Below are 26045 nucleotides of genomic sequence, written 5' to 3' on the forward strand. Positions count from 1 at the left end.
TACTGATCTATCTTCGCTATTAAAACGGCCCATAATTAATTGCCTGGGCAATAAATAAAAAGATCACAACAATGACAATTTGAATAGCAACATATGGGAATACCCATTTAGCCCATTTTGAATAAGGAATGCCCATCATACCTAAAGCTGCTAACAATAAGCCACCTGTCGGGATAATTAAACTAGAGACACCGCCACCCATTACAGTAGCGAATGCAGCAGTTTGTCTTGATACTCCAACTAGATCTGCTAACGGTGCCATAATTGGCATTACTAATGATGCATGTCCACTTCCAGATGGTACTAAGAAATGGATAAAGAAATTGACAACTGCCATCCCTACCGCTGTCACGCTTGGTGAAAGGCCATTTAGTAAATTAGAAGTAACATGTAATATCGTATCTAATAAGTTGCCTGAAGTAAGTACGACAAGAATTGTATTAGCAATCCCAATAATCATCGCACCTGAAATCATTTCAGAACATCCTTTTAAAAATGCATCTGTCATTTCATTTCCAGAAAGTCTTCCGATAAGACCCATAATAATTGCACCTAATAAGAAAATTCCTACAATTTCACTGATGTACCAGCCAAGACTAATAACGCCATAAATCAACGCGATAAAGCATCCTAAGAACACTAAAAGAGAAAGTGCATGTCTTTTACTCAACTTGAAATCATCATCAAACGTAATTCTTTCATTCGGGTTAAATTTGCCGTATTCAGCTAGTTCAGGATTTTTCTCGATTTTATTGACATGTCGTAAAATAAAGGCAACCGATAAAATATAGAAGATTACGTAAATCGCGATACGTAAGCCCATACCTGAGTACATTGGGAGCTCGGCAACTGTTTGCGCAACACCGATTGTAAATGGATTTGTTATACCAGCAGTGAATCCGGCACCTATCATACCGAGAAATACTATCGCAACGCCTGTTAGCGCATCAAAACCTAAAGCAATCGTCATTGGAGCAACAATCGTAATGTAAACCAGTGAGTCTTCAGCCGCTCCGATAAGGGTCCCTAGTAATGAGAACAGCAGTACCATCACTGGAATAATTAATTTCTTCTTTTTACCAAATTTTTGCGCAGTAAATCGAATTAACGCATCGATAGATCCTGTAGCTTGCATAATCCCAAGCGCACCACCAATTAGCAAAACAAATAATATAATTGGTGCACCTTTGACCATCCCTTGGTGGAAAGCATTAAACATGTCTAGCAACCCTACAGGTGTATTGTCAATATATTCAAATTTAGTAGGATCAATAATCGTTCTGCCATTTTCCTCATATCTATCGTATTGACCAGCTGGAATAACATAGGTTAATACTGTAAGAACAGTAATAATTAAAAACATCAAGACATAGGCATTTAACCCGCCCTTTTTCTTTTTCTTTTTTTCAGTACCCTCTTCTATCTTTAATGGTTTGGCAGTACTCAAACATAACACCCCTTTGTGATTTGTGTAAAAAGCAATCTGTCATACTATGAATGAACTCTAAAAAACGGTCGAGTTTTAATCATCCTCTCGGCTAAAAATAAAATTAGAAAAATTTAGAAAATACCCAATATTGCTAACGCTTTCATAGATTTCATTTTATAATGCATTACAGGTCGTTGATATTCTAATAGTGAATATTCAATATTACTATTTTAAATATTTCGCGTTATAATTATATTTCAAAAATTAAATCAGCAATATATAATCATTTTTATTTACTTTATAGCTTCAGAAATTAACAGGAAAGGTTGTTACTTAATTGGAAATTAGACACCTTCAGACATTTCAGATCGTAGCAGAAGAAAAAAGACTAATCCAAGCAGCAATGCGCCTTAATTATTCACAACCTACTGTTACAAAGCATTTACAGCATTTAGAAGATGAGATTGGCGTACCCCTTTTTGAAAAAGTAGATAATAAAAGGAAGTTAACTAAAGCTGGAGAAATTCTTTATGAACATGCAAAAAATATCTTAAATGAGATGTTTACGTTGCAAAGAAAAATCGAAGAATTCCAAGGAGAAAAGCAAGTTATTCGCGTTTGTGCATTAGATGAACATTGTGACCGCTTTTTTCTACCACATATAGTGAATTTCCAGAAAAGGAACCAAGATATTTTAATAGAGGTTTTTTCTGTAGATAGTAGTGATGAGGCTTTAAAAAAGGTAACCCAAAATGAGATGGACTTTGCTATTGTAAATGGAAGAACGTTAAACTCGGATATTTCCAATCAATGCATTGATTATGAAAGCCTAGTGCTATTCTCTTCAAGGAAAGTGGCGAATGACACTTCTCAAATGGAAAGCAACTTAGCAAAATATCCTGTATTGGTCGACCTAAGAGCTCCCTTTATAAAATTTGAAATATTAAACAAAGGAATTCATTTCCCCAATACGATTCACTGTAATAGTGATGAGAGCATAAAAAATGCCGTCCTCAATCATCCGTATCTCGGAGTGATTGGGACAAACAGAATAAAAAAGGAAATCGAGGATGGCACGGCAACCGTTTTAGAAACCTATACGTCGAACATTCCAGTCAAACTCATTGCTTTAACCAAAAACCTAAGCAATCCAATTTTACAAGACTTTTATAGTTCAATGTCTAAGATGTTTCGACCCCTAAGTAATAATTAGTTAAGGGACAAAAGCCTACTATTAGATGACCCTACTTACTAAATGGGTCATCTATTAGATGCAACCTTAAATTTTAAATTATTAAGCAAGAGTGGAAAAGTATTCAAACACAAATTGACGAAATTGTTTAGCCATAGGCGTTAAATAGCGTTTTTCGGACCACGCTAGCCCAATTGTTCGTTGACAAGCTGGTTCAACAATCCGCAGTTTATGTGGGAACTCCTCTGACTTTGGAACCCAAGATAATTCAGAGACGAAAGCAACACCTAATCCTTGTCTTACTAGATCAGAAATAACGGAAGGTTCGTCTCCCTCAAAAGCAATATTTTGAACAAACCCTGCTTCCCGACAAAACTGATCCGTCAAGCTGCGGAAGCCAAACCCTGTATTCATACTAATAAACGCCTCATCCTTCACTTCTGCCAGTTGAATACTATCCCTATTGGCTAACCGATGATTAGGAGGCACAATAATAAAAATTTCTTCTGTAATGAGTGGCTCCCATCTAATCCCCTCACCCTCAATAGGGACGGAAGAAATACAATAATCTAATTCCCCTTCCATCAACAATTTTTTCATAGACGACACAGACTTTAGAAACTGTTGAAAACGAGCATCTGGATACTTCGATAAAAACGAACCTAATAATGCAGGCAATACTCTTGGGATCGTTACTGCCAATGTAATGCTCTTTTGATCTTGCTCAGAGAATTGAGCCAGTTCCCTTTGACCTTCATTTAATTCTGCAAATGCTCTTTCCACTCGGTTTAAAAAGATTTTTCCCGCTTCATTTAAGCTAATTTTACGGTGTTCTCGGTCAAACAACGCCACACCCAAATCCTCTTCCAAGCGAGCAATGGTTTTACTGAGTGACGGCTGTGCAATTTGAAGTTGCTCTGCTGCCTTTGTCATATGTTCAAGCCGAGCAACCGTTTGAAAGTACTTTAACTGTAAAAGTTCCATATTGTTCCCCCTATTGCATAGATTTAAATCTATTATATAATAACGATTTATGTATTATACAACATATATATAATAGATTATTATGAAATAATCTTTTAAAAATAGGAAGGTAGGATTATTTCATGAAAGGATTTCAATTAATATTGCAAGACTTAGTGGCTATTTGGAAACATAAGCACGGACGAACAGCCTTTATTTTTCTTATTCTTGTTCCTTTAATTTACGTTGGATTCTTTTTAGCAGGATATTGGGATCCATATGGTCAATTAGACAAACTCCCCGTCGCTGTCGTAAATCTTGACGAAGGAGCTACTATAGATGATGAATCTTTACATGTTGGTGATGACTTTATTACCGAACTGAAGGAAGGTAAAGAATTAAACTTCCATTTTGTCTCTGCAAAAACTGCTGATAAGGGACTTAAAGCAGGCGACTATTATATGGTCATCACCATTCCAAAGGATTTCTCCAAAAGTGTAACCACTTTAATGGAAGAAACTCCAAAAACAGCTAAGCTTTCATATGAAATTAACCCTGGGAAAAACTTTGTCGCTTCACAGATTACTACAACAGCCGTGGAAAAAATGAAAACGAAAATTAACACTAGCATTACGAAGTTTTATTCTGAATCTATTCTCACTAAATTCCAGGATGCTTCTACTGGTTTTGCTACGGCTGGAACTGGAGCTGAACAGCTTTATAAAGGAGCGACTGCCATACAAAGTGGAAGTGATAAGTTAGCAGACGGCATTCACAGTTTAGATGAAGGCGCTCAAAAACTTCAAACGGGAAGTACAAACCTTTCAGCTGGGCAGGAAAACTTATCTAATGGCGCACAAGGACTCATTAGCGGTTCTGACTCCCTATATAGTGGACTACAGCAACTAACTGGAGCTGAACAATCCCTTCAATCAGGAATCGGTCAAATTAGCCAAAGTATGACAGACTGGTCTACAAAAAATACAGAGCTAGTTCAAGGACAACAACAAGCAGCTAAAGCTGCAAGTGATTTAAATGGGCAATTAGTTCAATATATAAAAGACCATCCCGAAGCGAAGCAAGATTCAGCATTTCAACAAATCATTGCTTTAGCAGAGACATTATCTGCAACAGAAACCACTTTAGCAGATGGGCAACAACAAGTAGGCACAGCTGCAAATAAAATCGTTACTGGTCAAACTACTCTTCAAACTAGCATGCAATCGTTTGGCACAAACATGACTCAAGCTACCACTGGGGCAAAACAACTTCACCAAGGAGCGACTGAATTTGCAAATGGTTTTGCAAAATGGTCTACAGGCTTTACTACGCTTAATACGGGCATTACAGCTCTATCTAATGGCATCAATGAAGTATCAGTCGGATTCCCAAAACTACAGCAAGGGCTTTCCTCTTTAGTAGTGGGGTCTAACGAGCTAGCATCCAAACTAAATAGTGCTTCAGTAAAAACATCTACGCTTCAATCTGGCGATGCAACGACATCGATGTTTGCGCAACCAATCGAATTAGTAGAATCTGATTTATCTGACGTTCCAAACTATGGTGTAGGCATCGCACCTTATTTCTTGTCACTTGCACTATTCGTTGGGGGCATTATGGCCTCTAATATTCTGCCACTAGGACGCAGAGAACTTCTTAAAGTGACTGGTACCGTTCACTTTATTAATAAACTAGGATTAGTTTACGTAGTTGGTTTCATTCAATCTATTATTGTAGATATCGTTATATTGTTAGGATTTAAATTAGAAGTAGCAAGTGTACCTCTGTTCTTCCTTTCAAGTATGATTGTATCCCTCACTTTCATGACCCTCATCCTAATGCTCATTATTTTATTAGGAAATGTCGGTAAATTTATTGCTGTTACGTTATTAGTATTCCAATTAGCAACATGTGGCGGAACTTTCCCTGGTGAGCTTGGAAATCCTATACTAGCTAAGATTGGCGCATTTTTGCCGATGGCGCACTCACTACAAGGTTTCCAAGAAGTGATTACCCTCGGTGGCTGGTCAAACTTAGTCACACAAGGATCGCTTTTACTCATCTATCTTTTAATCGCTTTCATCATTGCTTGGATTTCAAGTCACATCCAGCATAAAGATCAACCTACTGTAGAAATCGCTAAATAAAGCGATTACTCACTAGCAAGAAAATAAAAGGAGCCTTTCTTAATCGAAAGGCTCCTTTTTTCTATTTGGCATACTCTGTTTACTTGTGATACGGTTTTTCATGGAAGGGATTTCTTTATGTAACACGACATCTCTAAAGTTCAACAACTCCCCCGATTTTCCCGACTACTGCTGACCCAAAATTTCCCCACTAAAAAGTGTTTTATAAAATTATTAAAATAAAATGAACGAATGATTTACTTGGTGCATCTAATCATTAAAGGAGGCATGGAGATGGACGAAATCGAACTTGCCAAACAAGCGATTAATGGAAATGAAGCAGCACAGCTAAGCCTTTTACAAATATATAAAGAACCTATGTATCGCGTTGCGTATAGTTATATGCAAAATGAACATGATGCAAATGATGCGCTACAAGAAATGACGTATCAATGCTTAAAAAACATTCATAAAGTGCAGTCGCCTCAGTATTTTAAAACGTGGCTCGTACGCATTGTTATCAATACATGTTTAATGATGAAACGTCAGCAAAAACGCATTGTCGTAACAGATGATATAGGAGAACAACCTCAGCAAATGGAGGAACTATTTGAACTTAATGAGGTTATTACAAAGCTACCTATTGAACAACAGGAGCTTATTCATTTGAAGTACTTTAAAGATTTAAAAAACAGCGAAATTGCCACGATACAAAAAATACCTGAAGGCACAGTTAAATCAAGATTACATAAAACATTAAAAAAACTTCGCCATTTATTAGGAGAGGGGGGCATTACATGAGCCAGCTGGACAATGAACAGCAACAAAGATATTTAGAGTTACTTGAATCGGTGCCTATGGAATCATTACAGTCAAATAAACAGTTCACGGCATACAAGCAATTGAAAAAAAGAACTCGTCATAAGCGACTTTTACAAGTTGTGATTACTGCTGCGATTCTCATGATTGCCCTTATTAGTTCCATTAGGGTATCGCCCGCTCTTGCTTATACGATGGCACAAATTCCAGTATTAAAACCACTTGTTGAAATGATTGCTTTAGATAAAGGCATTAAAGATATTATTAACAATGACTATTACGAACCTATAAATGTTAGCCAAACAATCGATGGAAAAACGCTTACGATTACAAGTGTTGTGGCAGATGAATCAGGAATGATCATTTCCTATAAACTTCAATCAGATGAAGACTTAGCGAATATCACTGGCATCAATACAGAGGTTACACAGCAAGGTGAACAAATCTATGCATCTGTAGGAACTAGTTGGTCAGCACAGCAAGAAGGAACGTTTGAAGTGGAAAATACAATTGAAGTGGCCGCAAGCCAAGGTATGGATTATTCATCGCAAGATTTTGAAATTACTTTGTCTCTTAGAGAGCATCCAGAAATAGTCTTTGACATACCCTTTACATTAAAAAATGAAGTTAAAGCATCGAAAAAATACCCTATTAATAAACATTTAACTGTTGATGGGCAAGGCTTTACTATTCATGAGCTTATAATTTCTCCGATTAGAACTGAATTAAAAATGTCGATTGATTCATCGAATTCCAAGAAAATATTAAACTTTGATGATATTCGCATATATGATGAACATCAAGAGCAATGGGGCAAAATTCGAAACGGTTATTCTGGATTTGGTAATTATGAAGATAAACAATTTAGCATCATGCTCGAGAGCAATTATTTCCGTATCCCAAAAAGTATTACAATTGAATTTCGAGAAATTGAAGCCATTGATAAGACTGATGATATAGTAGTAATTGATTTTGACAAGAAAGAAATCATTACTCAGCCTAAGAATATTAATATCGAGCTTGAAATAAAAGATAACTTTGAAATTGAATATAAAGTTTTAACCTATAAAAAAAATGAATTTAAAGGCGTGTTTAATCAATTAATTGACGCTAATGGTGAAATTTATTATGCAAACAGCACGTGGATTTCAGAGAATGAAAACCATATGGTCATTGGACAGCGATTCGATATGGATAATGTCGAAAAGCTTCCTGTTAATCCTGTAAAGCTTGAGATCGCTCGCTATGAACAATATTTAAATGGTGTTGGGCGAATCCAGTTAGAACTTAAATAATATTACTATAGAGAGCCAGTGAATTTTACTTATCGTAAAAATTCGCTGGCTTTGTTTGCTTTCTAAATTCCAAAGTTAAAGTATCCCCCTACTAATTCCGTTCCTATTAAGACGCTTGCAATCTTATTTTCTTTCAGATTATAATACTTGTATACAAGTATACTAAAACTATAAAAAGGGTGAAATTATGAATGATTCTAAGGATTACTTATATCCACAAAAATGGCTCTCTAAGGCTTCGACAGGAGATCGCGTCGCTTACGAGCTTAGAATGCGCATTCTCTCAGGCTTAATTGAAAGCGGTACCATTCTGTCTGAAAACAAATTAGCAGCCGATTTTGAAGTAAGCCGTTCACCTATTCGTGAAGCCCTGAAAATACTAGCATCCGAGAATATCATTCGATTAGAAAGAATGGGTGCTGTTGTCATCGGTTTACCAGAAAAAGAAATTGAAGAAATTTATGATGTTCGTTTGCTAATTGAAACATTTGTCTTTGAACGTCTTATCAAAATGGATACAACTACTTTAGCGATGGAACTTAGCAAAATATTAGAAATGATGAAAATTGCAGTTAAATACAATGATGCGGACGAATTTTCTTATCAGGATGTTATTTTTCACGAGACTATAATTCAATCTATTGGTCATTCCTATATCACGATGATTTGGACTAATTTAAAGCCAGTAATGGAAGGCTTTATTTTGCTATCAATGCGTATGCGTTTCAAAGAAAAGTACGAAGATTTCACTCGTATTATAAAAAATCACGAACTGTATATTGAGGCCATTCGAGAAAAAGATCGAGATCTCATGATTAAATCCTTACACGAAAATTTCCATGATGTTCAAGGGAAAGTGGATGACTTATGGCGGTCACAACAATTACTATCTAAGGGAGTTGAACTAGAACATGACTAACTATATGTTAGGTGTTGATATAGGTACTACGACCACAAAAGCCGTATTATTCAGTGAACACGGAAAAGTTATTCAACAGGATAGTATCGGGTATCCACTAAACACACCCGATATTGCGACAGCTGAACAAAATCCTGAAGAGATTTTCCAAGCAGTGCTTCAAGTCATAAAGAATATTATGAAACACCACTCGGATAAGCCCCTATTATTTGTGTCATTTAGCAGTGCTATGCATAGTATTATCGCTGTAGATGAAAACGACATACCGTTAACACCCGTCATCACTTGGGCAGATAATCGCAGTGAAGCATGGGCACTTAAAATTAAAGATCAATGGAATGGACTCGAGGTTTATAAAAGAACAGGTACACCTATTCATCCAATGTCCCCTTTAAGTAAAATTACTTGGATTGTAAATGACCATCCTGAAATCGCTCGTAAAACAAAAAAATATATTGGTATAAAAGAATATATTTTTAAAAAGTTTTTCAATCAGTATGTTGTGGATCATTCACTAGCCTCCGCTATGGGCATGATGAATCTTCATACTTTAGATTGGGATGAAGAAGCTTTAAAAATCGCAGGAATAACAAGAGCACAATTATCGACACTTGTACCAACAACAACATTGTTTAAGAACTGCCATGTTGATTTAGCAAAACAAATGGGCATTGACCCGCAAACACCCTTTGTCATAGGTGCCAGTGATGGCGTACTTTCAAACTTAGGTGTTAATGCCATTAGAAAAGGTGAAATTGCTGTCACAATTGGAACAAGCGGTGCCATCCGTACCATTATTGATAAACCTAAAACAGATGTGAAAGGTAGAATTTTTTGCTATGCCTTAACAGAAAACCATTGGGTTATTGGTGGACCTGTAAACAATGGTGGTATGGTTCTTCGTTGGATTCGTGATGAATTTGCCTCTTCTGAAGTGGAAACAGCCAAAAGACTTGGTGTTGATTCATATGAAGTGTTAACAAAAATTGCTGAACGTGTAAGACCTGGCGCGGATGGCTTACTATTTCATCCCTATTTATCAGGAGAACGTGCGCCTTTATGGAATCCTAATGCACGTGGCTCGTTTTTTGGTTTAACACTATCTCATAAAAAGGAACATATGATACGAGCCGCTCTTGAGGGGGTTATCTATAACTTATATACGGTGTATTTAGCATTACTCGAATATATGGAAAGCCCTGTCACACGCATTCAAGCCACAGGTGGATTTTCTCGTTCTGTCATTTGGAGACAAATGATGGCCGATATTTTTGAATCCGAAGTAACAGTACCCGAAAGCTATGAAAGCTCATGCCTTGGCGCTTGTATTTTAGGTTTATATGCTCTCGGAAAAATTCATTCCTTTGAGATTGCTGCAGATATGGTTGGTGACACCTATACACACACACCAATAGAAGAAGCTGCAAAAGAATATAGACAACTACTCCCTATTTTCATTCGTTTATCTAGAGTCTTAACAGACGAGTATTCATCTATATCTAATTATCAAAGAAGCTTATTAAGCTCGAATTAAAGGAGGAGAATATATGCCATTAGTTATTGTATGTATTGGGATTATTGCTCTGCTAATTTTAATAATGGGTTTTAAATTAAATACATTTATCTCATTAATTATCGTGTCATTTGGTGTAGCTTTGGCTCTAGGGATGCCTTTAGATAGCATTGTCAAGACAATTGAAGCAGGGTTAGGCGGTACGCTAGGGCACTTAGCATTAATATTTGGTCTAGGAGCAATGCTAGGCAAGTTAATCGCCGATTCTGGTGGTGCGCAACGCATTGCCATGACGCTTGTTAACAAATTTGGAGAAAAGAATATCCAATGGGCAGTTGTAGTAGCTTCCTTTATTATCGGTGTCGCACTGTTCTTTGAAGTAGGACTCGTGTTATTAATTCCGATTGTCTTTGCAATTTCAAGACAATTAAAAATATCCATTTTGTATCTAGGTATTCCAATGGCAGCAGCTTTATCTGTCACACATGGATTTTTGCCTCCGCATCCAGGGCCTACTGTTATCGCTGGAGAGTTTGGGGCAAACATCGGGGAAGTATTGCTTTATGGTTTTATTATCGCCATTCCAACTGTTATTTTAGCAGGACCAGTTCTAACTAAAGTAACTAAAAAGTTAGTTCCAGATTCATTCAACAAAACGGGTAATATCGCATCTCTAGGTGAACAAAAAACATTTAAGCTGGAAGAAACGCCTAGCTTCGCTATTAGTGTATTCACTGCATTATTGCCTGTTATTTTAATGTCCATCGCGACGATTATTACACTGCTCCAAAAAACAATGGGCTTTGAAGATAACAGCATTTTAGCAGTTATCCGTTTTATCGGAGAAGCTGGAACATCGATGTTGATTTCCTTATTAGTTGCCGTTTACACAATGGGAATTGCGAGAAATATCCCTATTAAACAGGTAATGGAATCTTGTACAGTAGCGATTACGCATATAGGTATGATGCTGTTAATTATCGGGGGCGGGGGCGCCTTCAAACAAGTTTTAATTGATGGCGGAGTTGGTGATTATGTAGCAAATTTATTCCATAGTACATCGTTATCACCGATTTTATTAGCTTGGATTATTGCGGCTATTTTACGTATTTCATTAGGCTCAGCAACAGTTGCCGCCTTAACAACAGCAGGGCTAGTCATCCCACTGTTAGGTCAAAATGATGTAAATCCAGCTTTAATGGTACTAGCAACTGGTGCAGGTAGTTTAATTGCTTCCCATGTCAATGATGCAGGATTCTGGATGTTTAAAGAATACTTTGGGTTAAGCATGAAAGAAACTTTTGCTACATGGACATTGCTAGAAACAGTTGTCTCTGTTGCAGGTTTAGTGTTTATTTTATTACTTAATATATTCGTGTAGAAATGTGAAAAAGGAGCGAACACAATGTTAAATACAATAGGCGTTATTGGTTTAGGTGTTATGGGCAGCAACATTGCTTTAAACATGGCCAATAAAGGCGAGCAAGTAGCAGTCTATAATTATACACAGGATTTAACCGACAAGCTTTTACAAAAAGAAGAAGCGCAAAAATTAAATCCATATTATAAAATAGAAGAATTTATCCAATCTTTAGAAAAACCAAGAAAAGTTTTCTTGATGGTGACAGCTGGAAATGCGATAGATTCCGTTATTCAATCTTTAATACCTTTACTTGAGAAAGGCGATATTATTATGGATGGTGGTAATTCCCACTATAAAGATACAGAGCGGAGATATGATGAACTGAAGGCTTTTGGCATTGGCTATTTAGGAATCGGCATTTCTGGCGGTGAAGTCGGTGCGTTGACAGGACCTTCTATCATGCCTGGCGGTGATCTTGAAGTCTATGAAAAAGTTGCTCCTATTTTTACAAAGATAGCAGCACAAGTGGATGGAACACCATGCTGTACGTATATTGGCCCTAAAGGTGCTGGCCACTTCGTTAAAATGGTTCATAACGGCATTGAATACGCGGATATGCAGCTAATCGCAGAGGCCTACACATTTTTAAGAAAAAATGTAGGATTAGCAGTTGAGGAAATTGCCGATATTTTTGAAACATGGAATCAAGGGGAATTGAAAAGCTATTTAATTGAAATTACCGCTGAAATTTTGAGAAAAAAAGACGATTTAACAGGATTACCACTGATTGATATTATTCTTGATAAAGCTAATCAAAAAGGAACTGGAAAATGGACGAGTATACAATCCATTGATAATGGCATCCCTACATCAATTATTACAGAAGCCTTATTTGCACGTTATATCTCATCGTTAAAAGAGGAGCGAGTTCGTGCAGAAGCCATTTTGGCAGGACCTGAACAAAATGAGCAAAATTTAGATAAGGATGTGTGGGTAGAGTACGTAAGACAAGCTCTATATATGGGGAAAATTTGCGCCTATGCACAAGGATTTACTCAATATAAAATGACTTCTGTGCTTTATAACTGGAACTTACAATTGCATAATATAGCGTTAATTTTCCGAAGCGGTTGTATTATTCGTGCAGAATTTTTAAATGTCATCAGCGATGCTTATCAAAAACAAGCTGTTCTAGATAATTTATTAATTGCGCCTTATTTTGCAGAAAAGACAAAAGCATATCAAAACAGCTTACGGAAAGTAGTTTGTGAAGGCATTCAAGCAGGTAATGCCTTCCCATGTTTAAGCACTTCTTTAACCTATTTTGATAGTTACCGAACTGGCTCATCGAATGCCAATCTATTGCAGGCACAACGTGATTATTTTGGTGCGCATACGTATCAACGTATTGATTCAGAAGGCACTTTCCACACTAATTGGTAGTAAGCTAACGACAACACCTATAGAAAAGCCGATTCTAATGACAATCTAGAATCGGCTTTTTCACATTATTTTCTATCACTGTACTGAAAGGAGATTTTCCTGTATAGCATCGCTTAAAAGCGGGCTTGGTTGACCTACGCTATATAACTGCAAATGGTGCATGGCGCGCGTGCAGGCTGTGTAGAAAACTCTACGTAAACTGTCATCGCCATATATTTGCTCAGAAGCATTATAGATAATAACAGCTTCAAACTCGATTCCTTTGGATAAATAGGACGGGATAATGACAACGCCTTGTTCATACTCTGGTGTGCCATTTTTTATAAGCTTCACATCCTCAATTTCGGACAACGCTTCATAAGCATACTTGCTCTCCTCCGCTGATTTACAGATGATGGCGATACTATTATAGCCCTCATTTCGCAAAGCTTCGACTTTTGTCGTAATACAGCGATGCAAAGCGCTACGTTCAGATAGTTGGGTCAGCACAGGTAGTTCACCATTGCGTTCAAAAGGAATAATCCGTTCGCCATTAGGGACTAGTTTGCGTGTAAACTCGACAATCTGTTTTGTAGAGCGATAACTACGCGTCATATTGATAACTTCTGTTTCGTCCGCTCCATACAAGCTACTAAGAATATGAAAATCAATCATTTCACTCGCATGTGCGAAGATTGCCTGATTAAAATCACCTAATACCGTCATTTTTGCAAAAGGAAACAATCGCTTTAAAAACTCGAATTGAAATGGTGAATAGTCCTGTGCCTCATCAACAAGAATGTGCCTGATTGAACTATTTGTTTGAAAACCTTGAATCAATTCCTTTATCAGTAAAAACGGTGTAGCGTCTTCGTAACATAATTTATCTTCTTCCAGCATTTGTAGCGTATCTTGGCAAATAGCCTCCCACTCTGCTGGTGTTTCCCCCTCTACCCATTGCTTCATTTGCAGAGGGTCTACAAACAATTGCTTATATATTTCCTTAACGTCGATAAATTGCAACGCTCGAATTCGTTTCCGCAATGTCTTTAATTTTCTAGATACAATTAATTGCGCAAGTTTTTTTGTATCCATTTCATAATCGGCTATCGTCTCTCTTGCAAAGCCTTGCTTTTTAGCTAAATAAACGCGTGCCTTTTGATATTCCTCGTTGCTAAGCAACTCTATTTCATCTTGCACCCATTCTTTCTTCCATTCGACTCTTTCGATTTCTTTTACTTCTTTTAAAATCCAATCTTTTAATTTTTCCAGTCGATTATGAAAGTTCATCGACGTGTCGCTGCTATAAAACTGCTCAGCAATTTGTTCGGCGCTAAGTATCGGTTGCCCTCTAAAGTTAATAACCTTAAAGATCATACCCGAGTACTCTAGTGACTTTCTGTATGCCTTAATCACTTCAAAGAAGCGCGTAGATGCTTTAAATCGGATGCTCGCCACCCTAGATCGATAGGCGGGGCTGTCGGCTGCTGTTAAAACGTATTCCAATTGCTCATATGGATTTTCCACATCGAACTCTTTACTTAATCGATGATGTAAGTACTCCTGAAATGTAACTTGCTGCATATTTTCTTCACCAAGTTCAGGTAGCACATTAGAGACATAACTATTGAACATTGCATTAGGTGAAAATAATATAATTTGATCCGCATTCAATCTGTCCCGATATTTGTAAAGTAAATATGCAATTCTTTGTAATGCTGCTGATGTTTTGCCACTACCAGCTGCACCATGTACAATAAGCAATCTTCCATGATCATGACGGATAATACGGTTTTGCTCCTGCTGAATTGTTGCAACTATACTTTGCATATGTTTATTTGTACCTTGACCTAGAACTTGCTGTAAAATTTCATCCCCGATCGTTAGACTTGTATCAAACATTGATTGCAGCACACCGTCGCGGATAAGATATTGCCATTTCTTCTCCAATTCTCCATATATAATGCCACCAGGTGTCGTGTACTGGGCAGGACCTGGCATGTAATCGTAGTAAACGCTTGCGATGGGTGTTCGCCAGTCATAAATAAGAAAATCCTCGCCGCTTTTATCCATTAGTGAAGAGATACCGATATAGATCTGTTCTTGAGCTGCCATGCCTTCCTCTAAGAAATCAATTCGACCGAAATAAGGATTCTTCTGCATACGGCGTAATGTTGCTAATCTTTTCGATGCATGTTTGTGGGTGCTTTGGCTTACGGACAATGCTTGCGTTTCTTGTCTTAAGCCAATAATCGTCTCAAGATAATCGTCGAAGGTATCCATATTCACCTTAATTTCATCCCAAAAGTGTTTGCGAATATTTACAACTTCGTTTTTCCGCTGTAAAGTTTCTTGCTCCAACCTACTCATTTGCTCAGAAATAGTCTCCATTACATTAACCAAACGTTTTTGCTCTTGCTGAAACTCCGATTTCATCGCATTCACTCCTTAAAAATGTAAGTATAGGGGTTGACTTCTGAAAAACAATGACTTATAATTAAAGTAGGGATAATATATCCTTTTAATAATTAAGTGCCTATCTATATAAATTTAACACATTGTCATGTATTTATCAATGGATTCAACATGATTTCTTTTTCCATTTAAATAAATATTAAAAATAGCGTAATAACACTTCACATTGCAGAAGTGTTTTTTTAATGCAAAAGCACCGTCTAAAATTTAGAACGGTGCTTTTGCTTATTAGTTCGCTCACTGCAAACAATTATTGTTTTAGTTACGTACATTTTTAGTTTTTGGTACAAACCAAACAACAATAAAGGCAATAATTGCTAAGATGAGCATATAGAAATAAGTTGTGTTGGCTGCGTTAGCATAACCTTCACTTGTGCCAATCGAAACCTTCGTTAATTGAATTGTATAAATCGTCACAATCACTGCTGTACCTATTGCTCCAGCTAATTGACGAATCGTATTATTAACTGCTGATCCATGTGAAGCTAATTCTTTTGGTAGCGCATTTAAAGCTGCTGTATTTAGAGGCATAGTAATAAAAGCTAGCCCAATTCGTAATATAATTGTACGGACAAGTAAATACATATACGACGTAGAAGCAGATAAATCAATCACGGTCCACATCGATACAACAATAAAACACATGCCCACTATAAATAATGGCTTTGCCCCATATCTGTCATACATTTTCCCAGTTATTGGCGATAAGCTTGCGTTTATTAATGCCCCTGGTAATAATAAAAGACCAGCTTCAAAAGCCGTAAATCCACGCCCATCTTGTAAATAAATCGGTAGTAAAATTAAATCCGCATACATTAATATTGTAATGGCTATATTAACAAGCGTTGTCATGGAAAACATTTTATATTTAAATACCGTTAAATTTAATAATGGGTCCGCAGAAGTCATTTGACGCTGACAAAATAAAAACGTCACAATAATTCCTAAAAGAAGAGATGTAATAACGAGCCAATCGGCCCACCCTCTACTTCCTGCAATACTAAACCCAAAAAGTAAAAATCCAAACCCGATTGTTGAATACCCGACACTTAGTCCATCTAATTTTACTTTTGTTCCCTCAACTATATTAAATAAATATTTATAGGCAAACAAAATAATTAGCAAAACAAATGGAATCAAACCGATAAATAGCCATCTCCATGACATATATTCAACCAAAAATCCTGAAACAGTTGGTGCAATTGCTGGCGCGAATATAATAGCAAATCCAACCTTCCCCATAACGGCTCCACGCTCTTCCATTGGATATAAAAAAACAATGACTGTCATCATTAATGGAATGATAATTCCTGCTCCAACTGCCTGAATCATACGCCCCGTCAATAACATACCGAAGTTCATTGCACTTGCTGCAACAATAGAACCTATTAATAAAAAAAGCATAGAACTTATAAACAACTGGCGAGTTGAAAATCGCTTCATTAAAAAGGCTGTAATAGGAACTAGCACGCCATTCACTAACATAAAGCCTGTAGCTAACCATTGAATGGTTGTCGGGGTTACATTAAAAATAACCATTAAATCACTAAGCGCCACATTTAGTAATGTTTGATTTAAAGTAGAAAAGAAGCATCCTGCAATCATTACAAAAAGCAAAAGCTTTTTCGTTCCAGCAGATATTTCATTTTGCATAATAGAACTCCTAACGCTATCATAATTTTATCGACACATTGTCTAAAAAATATCTTAACAAGAATTTGACTAAGTTGACCATGAACAATATTGAATTTACTGTCGACTACTAGACAATTCAAAACAAACTGTATATAAAATCTACTATGATAGACAGGAATGAGAAAAATGACTAAAAAAGAGGATCCACGTGCCCTTAGAACACAGGAAATGCTTAAAACAGCTGCCTTATCCCTCTTAAATGAGGGTCTGTCCATTAATCAATTATCTGTTCAAAAGGTGACACAAAAGGCGTTATTAAATCGAACAACTTTTTATTTGCATTATCAAGATATCGATGGCCTCATTACACAATTAACGCAGGAAATTTTACATGAGCTAACTGAAAAAATTGAAGTACTTATCCAAGTTCAGGACATCGATGAAAAAAAACAATTGATTCAATTACTCGATTATCTTTATACACAACGACATCATCTACTCATTCTTTTTCAACTCGAACAATTTGAAAATCATCTATTCCAATTATTAAAAAAGTTAATTGACGTTCGCAGAAACAAAAATAGTAAAACAACTAAAAAGGTCTATGTCGATGCTCAAATCAAAACAGCTTCAATAGTTGGCGTTATAATGTGGTGGTTAAAAAATGGGCTACATTTAAGTTCTGATTACATAGCAGAACAAATTCACCTTATGTATAAAACATAATAAATATACAAAAGTAGCTGTATAAGTTTGTATGTAATATGCATGCTACAATTAATGTAAGAAGAACAGTTGGAGTGACGAAAATGAGTAAAAGAGAACAACAAAAACAACAACGCCGTCAACATATTATCCAAATTGCCAAGGATTTATTTTTGGAACATGGCGTTCAAAATATACAAATGCAGGATGTGGCGGACGCTTCAGGTGTTGGGATTGCGACAATATTTCGTTATTTCCCTAAAAAAGAGTTTTTAGTAATTGCAGCCTCAAATACTATTACAAATGATATGGCAACGGATATTGAGCAGATTGTTGCGCAAACAATTCCTGCTTACGAAAAAATTAAACAAATTTTGGAATATTATATAAGTGGAACAAAGGATCCTAATCTACGTTTAGCTAAGTTTTTCGAGTCCTTTGATTTACATGAGAAAATTGCTACGGAATCTTCGACTGAGCAATATGCTGAATACTTTTTTGCACGAAGAAAATTAGCTGGTATTTTATTCACATTAGCTGATTATGGTAAACAAGACGGCTCTCTAAGACAGGATATTAATTTAGATTTGTTTATCATGACGATGGTACAAAACTTTAGTTTATTCACATTTAAATCAAGCCTAACAACCCACGATCCAAACCTTTCCCAGTTGTTATCTACGGACAAGCAACTGGAGTTGATGAAGGATGTATTTTTATCTTATATTCGACCACAATAAATGACGAACGTTTTGAATTGACATTCGAACGCGAAAGTTGTTAACTAGGAAGTATAAAAGTGATAGTTAACTATCAAATTTAAAATTTTAGGGGGCTTTCTAAATGAGTCGTTTAGCAGGTAAAGTCGCAATAATTACAGGTGCTGCACAAGGTATGGGCGCTGCACACGCAAAATTATTCGTAGAAAACGGAGCAAAAGTTATTTTAACAGATTTAAATGAGGAAAAAGGAAATGCATTCGCAGCTGAATTAGGCGAAAATGCTATTTTCGTTAAACAAAACGTTACTTCTGAAGAAGATTGGGCTACAGTAATTGCGAAAGCAGAAGAAGCTTTTGGTCCAGTAAACGTATTAGTAAACAATGCTGGTATTACTATGGCGAAAAATATGCTAGAAGTGACATTAGAAGAATACAAACGCATCGTTGACATTAACCAAGTGTCTGTATTTTTAGGGATGAAAACTGTAGCAGGTTCAATGGCGAAAGCTGGTGGCGGTTCAATCGTCAACATTTCTTCAATGAACGGCTTAGTTGCTGGTGCTATCGGTTATACAGATACAAAATTTGCTGTTCGTGGTATGACAAAAGCAGCTGCAATCAACCTAGCACCTATGGGCATTCGCGTAAACTCTGTACACCCAGGCGTTATCGCAACACCTATGGTTGTACAAGAGGATACAAAAGCAGCAGTAGAAGAATTCTCTAAACATATTCCATTAAAACGTGTAGCTCAACCAGAAGAAGTATCTAATATGGTATTATTCCTAGCTTCTGATGATTCTAGCTACTCAACAGGTTCAGAATTCGTTATCGATGGCGGATTAACTGCACAATAATACATGATAATAAAAAGCCCGATTTTCTTTTAAAGAAAATCGGGCTTTTTTATGAGCGTGCTAATGTCCTATTGTCCCCCTTATTTAGCATCTTCGGAATCACTTCATAATGTTTTTATTCCAACTAAAAGGGAATGCATTAAATAAGATTACTTTGAGGAGGATTCAAATGGACAATAAAAAAACTGAACAATTAAAGAAACATATCATTGATAACCAAGGTAAACATGCCTTAACGACCAATCAAGGATTAAAAATGGCAGAGGATGAATTTTCTTTAAAAGCTGGTTTAAGAGGTCCTACCCTTATGGAGGACTTTCATTTCCGTGAGAAAATGACTCATTTCGACCATGAACGTATTCCTGAACGTATTGTTCATGCACGCGGTGTTGGTGCACATGGTGTTTTTCAGCTTTACGAATCATTAGAAGATTATACAAAGGCAGATTTTCTTACAAATACCTCTAAAATCACTCCTGTATTTGTACGATTTTCAACGGTACAGGGTTCTAGAGGATCGAATGATACAGTGAGGGACGTACGAGGATTCTCTACTAAATTTTATACAGACGAAGGTAATTATGATTTAGTCGGTAATAATATGCCCGTTTTCTTTATTCAAGATGCCATTAAGTTCCCTGATTTTGTGCATGCCGTTAAACCAGAGCCACACAATGAAATACCACAAGGTGCTAGTGCGCATGATACTTTTTGGGATTTCATCGGACAAAATCCTGAAACAGCCCATATGATTATGTGGCATATGAGTGATCGTGCGATTCCACGTAGCTTACGCATGATGGAAGGCTTCGGAGTTCATACTTTCCGTCTTATTAATGCTAAAGGACAAGCTCATTTTGTGAAATTTCACTGGAAGCCTACGCTAGGTGTTCATTCATTAGTTTGGGATGAGGCTCAAAAAATTGCAGGGAAAAATCCTGATTTCCATCGACTTGACTTGTATGAAGCAATTGAAAAGGGAGATTTTCCAGAATGGGAGCTTGGTTTACAATTAATTTCGGAAGAAGATGAGCATGCCTTTGATTTTGATATATTAGATCCAACTAAATTATGGCCAGAGGAAGAAGTCCCTGTAAAAATAGTGGGCAAAATGACTTTAAATCGAAATGTAGATAATTTCTTTTCTGAAACAGAGCAGGTTGCTTTCCATCCTGGGCATGTTGTACCTGGTATCGATTTCTCAAACGACCCTCTTTTACAAGGACGATTATTTTCTTATACCGATACACAACTGTCTAGATTAGGAGGACCTAACTTCCATCAAATTCCGATTAATCAACCTGTCTGTCCTTATCAAAACAATCAACGTGACGGCATGCACCAAATGGCGATTTATCGAGGACAAACGAGTTATCATCGCAACGGTTTAAATGACAATCAACCAGCTCCTGTTCCTGCAGAAGAAGGCGGCTATGAACATTACCAGGAGAAAATTGATGGCAATAAAATTCGAGGCCGAAGTGAAAGCTTTTTAGACTTTTATTCGCAAGCAAAGCTTTTCTATAATAGTATGGCTCCTTATGAGAAACAACATATTAAAAAAGCATTCAGTTTCGAGCTTGGCAAATGTAAATCAAATGCTGTGAAAACAAAGGCAATAGACCTTATCAATCATATAGACCATGAATTAGCACAAGAAGTAGCTAACAATATTGGCGTAGCATTACCTAAAACAAATCTTGAAATACAATCAAATAAAAAATCGCCCGCACTCAGCATGGCGAATACTATCTCTAAACCCGACACAAAAAATGTCGCGATTGTATTGAATGGACAACCTAATGCAACACTTCTAACAAAATGGCTTCAAACTTTCGCTAAACAACATGTCAATTATAGTATTATCGATAAAAAGGTATCTCAAATCGACGATTCCCTTAAAGTAACCGATACTTATGACACAGCAGACCCAACCCTTTTTGACGCGGTTTTAGTCATTAGCAGTGAATCACCTATTCAAACTCCTGTGCTAGAGTTTATAGAAACAACCTTTAAACACTATAAACCTTTAGCCTTTGACATTCATGACCCACAAGCTTTAGATTCTTGCAGAATCAAACTAGGGGGAGCTGGGGTCTACAATTTAAAAGACTCCACAATTGAAGCCTTTATTGAAGGCATAGCCCAAGGTCGATTCTGGAATCGTTAAAATGAAAGATGGCCTATTCAAAACTCAGTTTTTGAATAGGCTTTATTTATTGGATTGCCTCATTTGCTCGCATACACTTTTCACTTAAACATCCTCTCCATTCCGTAAAACCCCTAAAAAAACTTTGACTTTCCAAAAACATTGAGGTAAATTGTTAAATACACGAACATATACTGATATATTAATTAACAATGTTCGCATTTTAAAATTCTTCGTATAAAGTTGGAAATACGGTCCAAAAGTCTCTACCAAACTACCGTAAATAGTTTGACTATGAGGAATGACAAAAAACGATATATTATTCTCGTACTGAAAAAACGGTTTGTTTATTCGGTCTATTTACGTTTTTTGTTTTTCTGTATGTCAAACTCTAGTTTATTAACTAGGGTTTTTTCTTTTTTCACTCTTCTATACGTAATTATTTTAAAAAGTCCATCACCAAGAGAGGAAAAAGAGCATGGAAAACACAGAACAACATCAATCCGTTTGGCAAGTAATTAAACAAAATTACAGATTATATTTAGGGGCTCTTGTTATCGTTATCATTGCCGAACTAATTGGAGTAAAGAAATTCCAAGTAGGATCTGCTTTAATCGTTATTTATCCAATGCTATTTGCAATCGTAATTAGTGTTTTACTTGGCCCAGATATTTTTCGATTTTTTAAAGAAAAGGCATCCACAAAGGCTTCATCTCTTGTTCTTGTAGCAATCACACCTTTTATGGCGAAAATTGGCGTACTTGCAGGTTCTAATCTTCCTAAGCTTGTCGATGTAGGTCCTGCATTAGCCTTTCAAGAGCTTGGACATGTCGGAACCATTTTTCTAGCTTTACCAATTGCATTATTGCTAGGAATTAAAAAGGAAGCGATTGGCGCAACAAGCTCTACTTGCCGCGATAAAGATTACGGTTTGATTTGTCATCTATATGGTGCCAATTCTCCTGAAGCAAGAGGAGCTTTATCTATTTACATCATTGGATTTTTAATCGGTACTATTTATATTGGTTTTTTAGCAAGTATCGTAGCTTCTACGGATATTTTTCATCCTTTAGCATTAGCGATGGCTTGTGGAATAGGTAGCGGTGTCATGATGGCGGCAGCATCTAGCACATTGGCAACCATTTATCCAGAATACGGTGATCAAATTATTATGCTAGCAGGTGCAAGTGATACGTTAGCGGCCATTATAGGTATCTACTTCACTTTATTTATCTCTCTTCCTCTTACTAGGAAATTATATTACTTGTTAGAGCCAAGAATCAGTCCAAAACATACACGTGATCCAAAACAAATGAAAAGCATGAAGGTTGGTGATTAAGTTGACTATGAGCATGCGAGATTGGACAATTTCTCTTTTATTAACATCTGTTATTACAACGCTTATGGCTAACCTAATTGGTTCCCATGTATCTATTGCAGAATCTATTCCTGGTGTACTGATTTTATCCGCTATCGCCTTCGTCGGTATTTTTTTAGGAAAAATTATTCCTTTAAAAATTCCTGCAATTATTTATGTTGTGCTAACAGGCTTGCTTGTTGCAAGCCCTATTTCACCTATCTCTCAACCAGTGATTGAGTATACAGCTAAAATTTCCTTTATGGCGCCAATAACAATTGTTGGTACCCTCGCTGGAATTGGACTTAATTTTAAATCATTTATTAGCCAAAGCTGGAAAATGGTCATTATCGCCTTATTAGTTTTTACAGGTACATTCATTACACAAGCAGTTTTTGCTCAAATATTTTTAAACTTAACGAATGCATTAGATTCATTCTAAAACGAACTAGAGAGGCTCACTCCTCTCTAGTTTTACTCAATTCATTAATGGAGGCATATTATGCAGGATATAGCGTATAACGCTGATTTAATAGTTAAAAATTGTTCCATCTTAACCCCTGACTTTCACATCGAGCATAATCAATCAATAGTCATTAAAAATAATAGCATCGTCGCTATTGGGGCTACTGCATCACTTGCTACGAAATATCAATCAAGGGACATTTTAAATGGACAAGGCAAACTAGTACTACCAGGTTTAATTGATGCCCATACGCATACATGTCAACAACTTCTCCGTGGAAGAATTACAGATGAATACCCTATGATTTGGACGCGCATAATGGTGCCGTTTGAAAGTAATTTACAGCAGCGAGATGTTTATATTAGCTCACAGTTAAGCTGTCTCGAAATGATTAAGTCTGGCACTACAGCCTTTATTGATGCTGGTGGCAGACATATGCAGCAAGTCGCAAAATCCGTATTAGAATCAGGTCTACGTGGTGTTCTTACATGTTCCACTATGGATAGTGGCTTAGACATTCCTCAAACGATGAAATTTAGTATCGAAGAAAATATCCGTAACAATCGAGCATTGTTTAATGAATTCCATGGAGCTGGTGACGAGCGAATAAATGTATCATTTTCTCTTAGATCTATCATTACTTGCACACCAGAATTAATACAGGAAGTTTTCGCAGCCGCTAAAGAATGTTCTACTAGTGTGCAATCTCATATGAACGAATATCCAAATGAAATTAGCTATTGCCTAGAAAAATTTAAAATGCGCCCATTTGAATATCTTGCTTCCTTAGGTGTCCTTAATGAAAATTTCTTAGGAGCCCATAGCATTTTACTTTCTGAAAATGAAATGGAAGTTATACAAAATACTAATAGTAAAGTTGTCCACTGTCCTATTAGTAATTCTGGTAAAGGCGTGCCCAAAACACCTAGCTTATTGCATAAAGGAATTGCTGTTGGTTTAGGTACAGATGGGGCTGGTCATTCGGGATTAAGCTTATTCGATCAAATGAAAGTGTTTAAATCATTAATACGGGCATTTTCTGGCGTTCCAATTTTTGACCCGGTAATTATGCCTTCAAAAAGTATTTTAGAAATGGCTACATTAGGTGGAGCAAAAGCTATGATGCAAGAAAACCAGCTAGGAACATTGGAAGTTGGCAAAAAGGCAGATATGATCTTAATTAACATTGATCAACCCCATATTACTCCTTCACATAATTTAATAAATACGTTAATTGAATCCGTTAACAGCAATGATGTAACAGATTCCATTGTTAATGGTAAAATATTAATGAAAAACAGAGAAGTTCTGACACTGGATGAAGAAAAAATAAAATACGAAAGTAAGCTTGCAATGAAGGAACTTGCTATTCGTGCAAACATCTAACTCTTGTTAAGGGTTATAATAATTGAGGTCTAAAATATGTTAACAAACTCACTGCTTTTAAGTATTGTTTTATGTTCCAATTTAGTTATTGGCATTCTTTTAGGGATGTCTGGAATTGCGGGTTTTCTGCTCCCGTTAATTTATGTAGGTTTTTTAGAAATACCTGTCCATGATGCACTTGCATTGAGTTTTTTAGCATTTGCTGTTTCAGGCATTCTCGGAGCTTATTCCTATTGGAAATCGAAAAATATGGATTTGAAATTAGCCCTGTTTTTAAGCATCGGTAGTCTTCCTGGTGCATTTTTAGGTGTGCAAATCAATGTGCTTATTTCTGATTTTCTGGCAAAGTTATTGCTGTACCTATTTATCTTACTAGCTGGCTTGTCGATTATTTTTAAGAAAAACAATGAAAATGCACTTATCAATAAATCGAAAGCACTGAATAACCCATTAATTGTGATAATCATCGGTTTTTTAACGGCAACGATTTGTGCTTTAACAGGTGCAGGTGGCCCGATTTTATTAGTACCATTACTAGTTAACCTTGGTGTCAATATTCGCGTCGCTGTAGGTGTGAGTCTTTTAAATTCAGTCTTTATTGCCATACCATCTATATTTGGATACTTTGCATATGCCAATGTAGATAGTATGTCTAGTTTAGTCATTGCGAGTTTAATCGGTGTAACGATTGGAATTCTCACGGGCACTCGCATTGCAAATAAAGTACCTATGAACATGTTAAAAATAATGATTGGTGTTATTACTATACTGTCTTCACTTTATATGCTCTTTACGTTAAAGTAAGGGCTAATTCAAACAGGAAAAGAGCCTTAGACAGGCTCTTTTTATATGTGTTTTTTAAAAATCTTGAGTAAATGAAGGGGATGGCACATAATGAGGGGAAAGCCATTAAAATAGCAACTGTAATAACATATCCCTTCTAGATTATCCATATACATCATTGACAGAAAAGGCTACTCCTTTGTTCATTCGCAATCATCCATTCTATAAAACACAAACAACTGCAGCTACATTAATTTGAAAGCAAAGGAAGCATTCTTTAAGAGAAAATATGTTTGATAACACACTATTCCAACATTTGAAAGAACAAATTTATATTTCTGGTGATTCTTTGCCTCCTTTTTGAGTCATTTAATTTTTGCAACCTTATATATCAATAAGTCTTTATAATCAATCGTTTCGGGATAATTAAATGCGATTGACAGAAAGTTTAACAGTTGCAATTTTAGTTA

The 26045-nt window shown here is 36.4% G+C and carries 20 protein-coding genes and 1 riboswitch; of the genes, 16 read left to right on the forward strand and 4 right to left on the reverse strand.

The window, feature by feature from the left end; translation table 11 throughout:
* Positions 1-19: 19 nt before the first annotated feature.
* Entirely contained in the window at positions 20-1447 is a 1428-nt protein-coding gene (locus FH508_RS23470) for a YfcC family protein (RefSeq protein ID WP_228134210.1), read from the reverse strand.
* A 319-nt stretch (positions 1448-1766) separates the two neighbouring features.
* On the opposite strand from FH508_RS23470, the gene FH508_RS23475 reads away from it, so the two are divergent.
* On the forward strand, positions 1767-2642 hold the full coding sequence (locus FH508_RS23475; RefSeq protein WP_139860033.1) for a LysR family transcriptional regulator: 876 nt from the start codon (positions 1767-1769) through the stop codon (positions 2640-2642).
* Positions 2643-2723: 81 nt separating this feature from the next.
* Here FH508_RS23475 and FH508_RS23480 read toward each other — a convergent pair whose 3' ends face one another.
* Positions 2724-3605 carry a LysR family transcriptional regulator gene (locus FH508_RS23480; protein ID WP_173479193.1) on the reverse strand — a complete coding sequence of 294 codons (882 nt, stop codon included), beginning with the start codon at positions 3603-3605 and terminating at the stop codon, positions 2724-2726.
* A gap of 122 nt (positions 3606-3727) precedes the next feature.
* Here FH508_RS23480 and FH508_RS23485 point away from each other — a divergent pair, with 122 nt between their 5' ends.
* The 7 genes from FH508_RS23485 to gnd all read left to right on the forward strand — a co-directional run bounded on the left by FH508_RS23485 (position 3728) and on the right by gnd (position 13062).
* A complete protein-coding gene (locus FH508_RS23485) occupies positions 3728-5731 on the forward strand; it encodes a YhgE/Pip family protein (RefSeq protein WP_173479192.1) in 2004 nt (667 codons plus the stop codon).
* A gap of 273 nt (positions 5732-6004) precedes the next feature.
* The gene (locus FH508_RS23490; RefSeq protein ID WP_173479191.1) at positions 6005-6511 is read left to right on the forward strand and encodes a sigma-70 family RNA polymerase sigma factor; all 507 of its coding nucleotides are present in this window, start codon (positions 6005-6007) and stop codon (positions 6509-6511) included.
* Entirely contained in the window at positions 6508-7824 is a 1317-nt protein-coding gene (locus FH508_RS23495; protein WP_173479190.1) for a DUF4179 domain-containing protein, read from the forward strand. Before FH508_RS23490 ends, FH508_RS23495 begins: the two co-directional genes overlap by 4 nt.
* Positions 7825-8011: 187 nt before the next feature.
* Positions 8012-8743 (forward strand): GntR family transcriptional regulator, encoded by a 732-nt coding sequence (locus FH508_RS23500; RefSeq protein ID WP_173479189.1) that lies wholly within the window; start codon positions 8012-8014, stop codon positions 8741-8743.
* Positions 8736-10277, forward strand: a complete 1542-nt coding sequence (gene gntK / locus FH508_RS23505; RefSeq protein ID WP_173479188.1) for a gluconokinase — start codon at positions 8736-8738, stop codon at positions 10275-10277. Before FH508_RS23500 ends, gntK begins: the two co-directional genes overlap by 8 nt.
* Before the next feature lie 13 nt (positions 10278-10290).
* The gene (locus FH508_RS23510; RefSeq protein WP_173479187.1) at positions 10291-11637 is read left to right on the forward strand and encodes a GntP family permease; all 1347 of its coding nucleotides are present in this window, start codon (positions 10291-10293) and stop codon (positions 11635-11637) included.
* Between the two features lie 24 nt (positions 11638-11661).
* Positions 11662-13062: a decarboxylating NADP(+)-dependent phosphogluconate dehydrogenase gene (gnd, locus tag FH508_RS23515; protein WP_173479186.1), complete on the forward strand. Its 1401-nt coding sequence runs from the start codon at positions 11662-11664 to the stop codon at positions 13060-13062.
* Between the two features lie 75 nt (positions 13063-13137).
* Here the strand turns inward: gnd and helD are convergent, their stop codons facing one another.
* Both helD and FH508_RS23525 read right to left on the reverse strand, forming a co-directional pair.
* Positions 13138-15477, reverse strand: coding sequence for an RNA polymerase recycling motor HelD (helD, locus tag FH508_RS23520; RefSeq protein ID WP_173479185.1), 2340 nt, complete (start codon positions 15475-15477; stop codon positions 13138-13140).
* A gap of 297 nt (positions 15478-15774) precedes the next feature.
* Positions 15775-17169, reverse strand: a complete 1395-nt coding sequence (locus tag FH508_RS23525; protein WP_173479184.1) for a DHA2 family efflux MFS transporter permease subunit — start codon at positions 17167-17169, stop codon at positions 15775-15777.
* 168 nt (positions 17170-17337) lie between these two features.
* On the opposite strand from FH508_RS23525, the gene FH508_RS23530 reads away from it, so the two are divergent.
* The 8 genes from FH508_RS23530 (at position 17338) to FH508_RS23565 (ending at position 25596) form a co-directional block, all read left to right on the forward strand.
* Positions 17338-17877 carry a TetR-like C-terminal domain-containing protein gene (locus FH508_RS23530; protein WP_173479183.1) on the forward strand — a complete coding sequence of 180 codons (540 nt, stop codon included), beginning with the start codon at positions 17338-17340 and terminating at the stop codon, positions 17875-17877.
* Between the two features lie 83 nt (positions 17878-17960).
* Positions 17961-18596 carry a TetR/AcrR family transcriptional regulator gene (locus FH508_RS23535; RefSeq protein ID WP_173479182.1) on the forward strand — a complete coding sequence of 212 codons (636 nt, stop codon included), beginning with the start codon at positions 17961-17963 and terminating at the stop codon, positions 18594-18596.
* A 103-nt stretch (positions 18597-18699) separates the two neighbouring features.
* Positions 18700-19434, forward strand: coding sequence for a glucose 1-dehydrogenase (locus FH508_RS23540; protein WP_173479181.1), 735 nt, complete (start codon positions 18700-18702; stop codon positions 19432-19434).
* 169 nt (positions 19435-19603) lie between these two features.
* The gene (locus tag FH508_RS23545) at positions 19604-21604 is read left to right on the forward strand and encodes a catalase (RefSeq protein WP_173479180.1); all 2001 of its coding nucleotides are present in this window, start codon (positions 19604-19606) and stop codon (positions 21602-21604) included.
* Positions 21605-21796: 192 nt separating this feature from the next.
* A riboswitch (purine riboswitch) is annotated at positions 21797-21898 on the forward strand.
* Between the two features lie 163 nt (positions 21899-22061).
* A complete protein-coding gene (locus FH508_RS23550) occupies positions 22062-22922 on the forward strand; it encodes a DUF3100 domain-containing protein (RefSeq protein WP_173479179.1) in 861 nt (286 codons plus the stop codon).
* A 7-nt stretch (positions 22923-22929) separates the two neighbouring features.
* Positions 22930-23382 carry a hypothetical protein gene (locus tag FH508_RS23555; RefSeq protein ID WP_139860322.1) on the forward strand — a complete coding sequence of 151 codons (453 nt, stop codon included), beginning with the start codon at positions 22930-22932 and terminating at the stop codon, positions 23380-23382.
* 60 nt (positions 23383-23442) lie between these two features.
* Entirely contained in the window at positions 23443-24792 is a 1350-nt protein-coding gene (locus FH508_RS23560) for an amidohydrolase family protein (RefSeq protein WP_139860324.1), read from the forward strand.
* A 36-nt stretch (positions 24793-24828) separates the two neighbouring features.
* Positions 24829-25596 carry a sulfite exporter TauE/SafE family protein gene (locus FH508_RS23565; RefSeq protein WP_139860326.1) on the forward strand — a complete coding sequence of 256 codons (768 nt, stop codon included), beginning with the start codon at positions 24829-24831 and terminating at the stop codon, positions 25594-25596.
* The last annotated feature ends 449 nt before the right edge of the window (positions 25597-26045 follow it).

This window comes from Lysinibacillus sp. CD3-6, assembly GCF_006351725.2.
Taxonomy (GTDB): Bacteria; Bacillota; Bacilli; order Bacillales_A; family Planococcaceae; genus Lysinibacillus.

Coding starts and splice junctions, on each gene's coding strand:
- FH508_RS23480 (WP_173479193.1), bottom strand. CDS start 3,605: ATGGAACTTTTACAGTTAAAGTACTTTCAAACGGTTGCTCGGCTTGAA.
- FH508_RS23485 (WP_173479192.1), top strand. CDS start 3,728: ATGAAAGGATTTCAATTAATATTGCAAGACTTAGTGGCTATTTGGAAA.
- FH508_RS23490 (WP_173479191.1), top strand. CDS start 6,005: ATGGACGAAATCGAACTTGCCAAACAAGCGATTAATGGAAATGAAGCA.
- FH508_RS23495 (WP_173479190.1), top strand. CDS start 6,508: ATGAGCCAGCTGGACAATGAACAGCAACAAAGATATTTAGAGTTACTT.
- FH508_RS23500 (WP_173479189.1), top strand. CDS start 8,012: ATGAATGATTCTAAGGATTACTTATATCCACAAAAATGGCTCTCTAAG.
- gntK (WP_173479188.1), top strand. CDS start 8,736: ATGACTAACTATATGTTAGGTGTTGATATAGGTACTACGACCACAAAA.
- FH508_RS23510 (WP_173479187.1), top strand. CDS start 10,291: ATGCCATTAGTTATTGTATGTATTGGGATTATTGCTCTGCTAATTTTA.
- gnd (WP_173479186.1), top strand. CDS start 11,662: ATGTTAAATACAATAGGCGTTATTGGTTTAGGTGTTATGGGCAGCAAC.
- helD (WP_173479185.1), bottom strand. CDS start 15,477: ATGAAATCGGAGTTTCAGCAAGAGCAAAAACGTTTGGTTAATGTAATG.
- FH508_RS23525 (WP_173479184.1), bottom strand. CDS start 17,169: ATGCAAAATGAAATATCTGCTGGAACGAAAAAGCTTTTGCTTTTTGTA.
- FH508_RS23530 (WP_173479183.1), top strand. CDS start 17,338: ATGACTAAAAAAGAGGATCCACGTGCCCTTAGAACACAGGAAATGCTT.
- FH508_RS23535 (WP_173479182.1), top strand. CDS start 17,961: ATGAGTAAAAGAGAACAACAAAAACAACAACGCCGTCAACATATTATC.
- FH508_RS23540 (WP_173479181.1), top strand. CDS start 18,700: ATGAGTCGTTTAGCAGGTAAAGTCGCAATAATTACAGGTGCTGCACAA.
- FH508_RS23545 (WP_173479180.1), top strand. CDS start 19,604: ATGGACAATAAAAAAACTGAACAATTAAAGAAACATATCATTGATAAC.
- FH508_RS23550 (WP_173479179.1), top strand. CDS start 22,062: ATGGAAAACACAGAACAACATCAATCCGTTTGGCAAGTAATTAAACAA.
- FH508_RS23555 (WP_139860322.1), top strand. CDS start 22,930: ATGAGCATGCGAGATTGGACAATTTCTCTTTTATTAACATCTGTTATT.
- FH508_RS23560 (WP_139860324.1), top strand. CDS start 23,443: ATGCAGGATATAGCGTATAACGCTGATTTAATAGTTAAAAATTGTTCC.
- FH508_RS23565 (WP_139860326.1), top strand. CDS start 24,829: ATGTTAACAAACTCACTGCTTTTAAGTATTGTTTTATGTTCCAATTTA.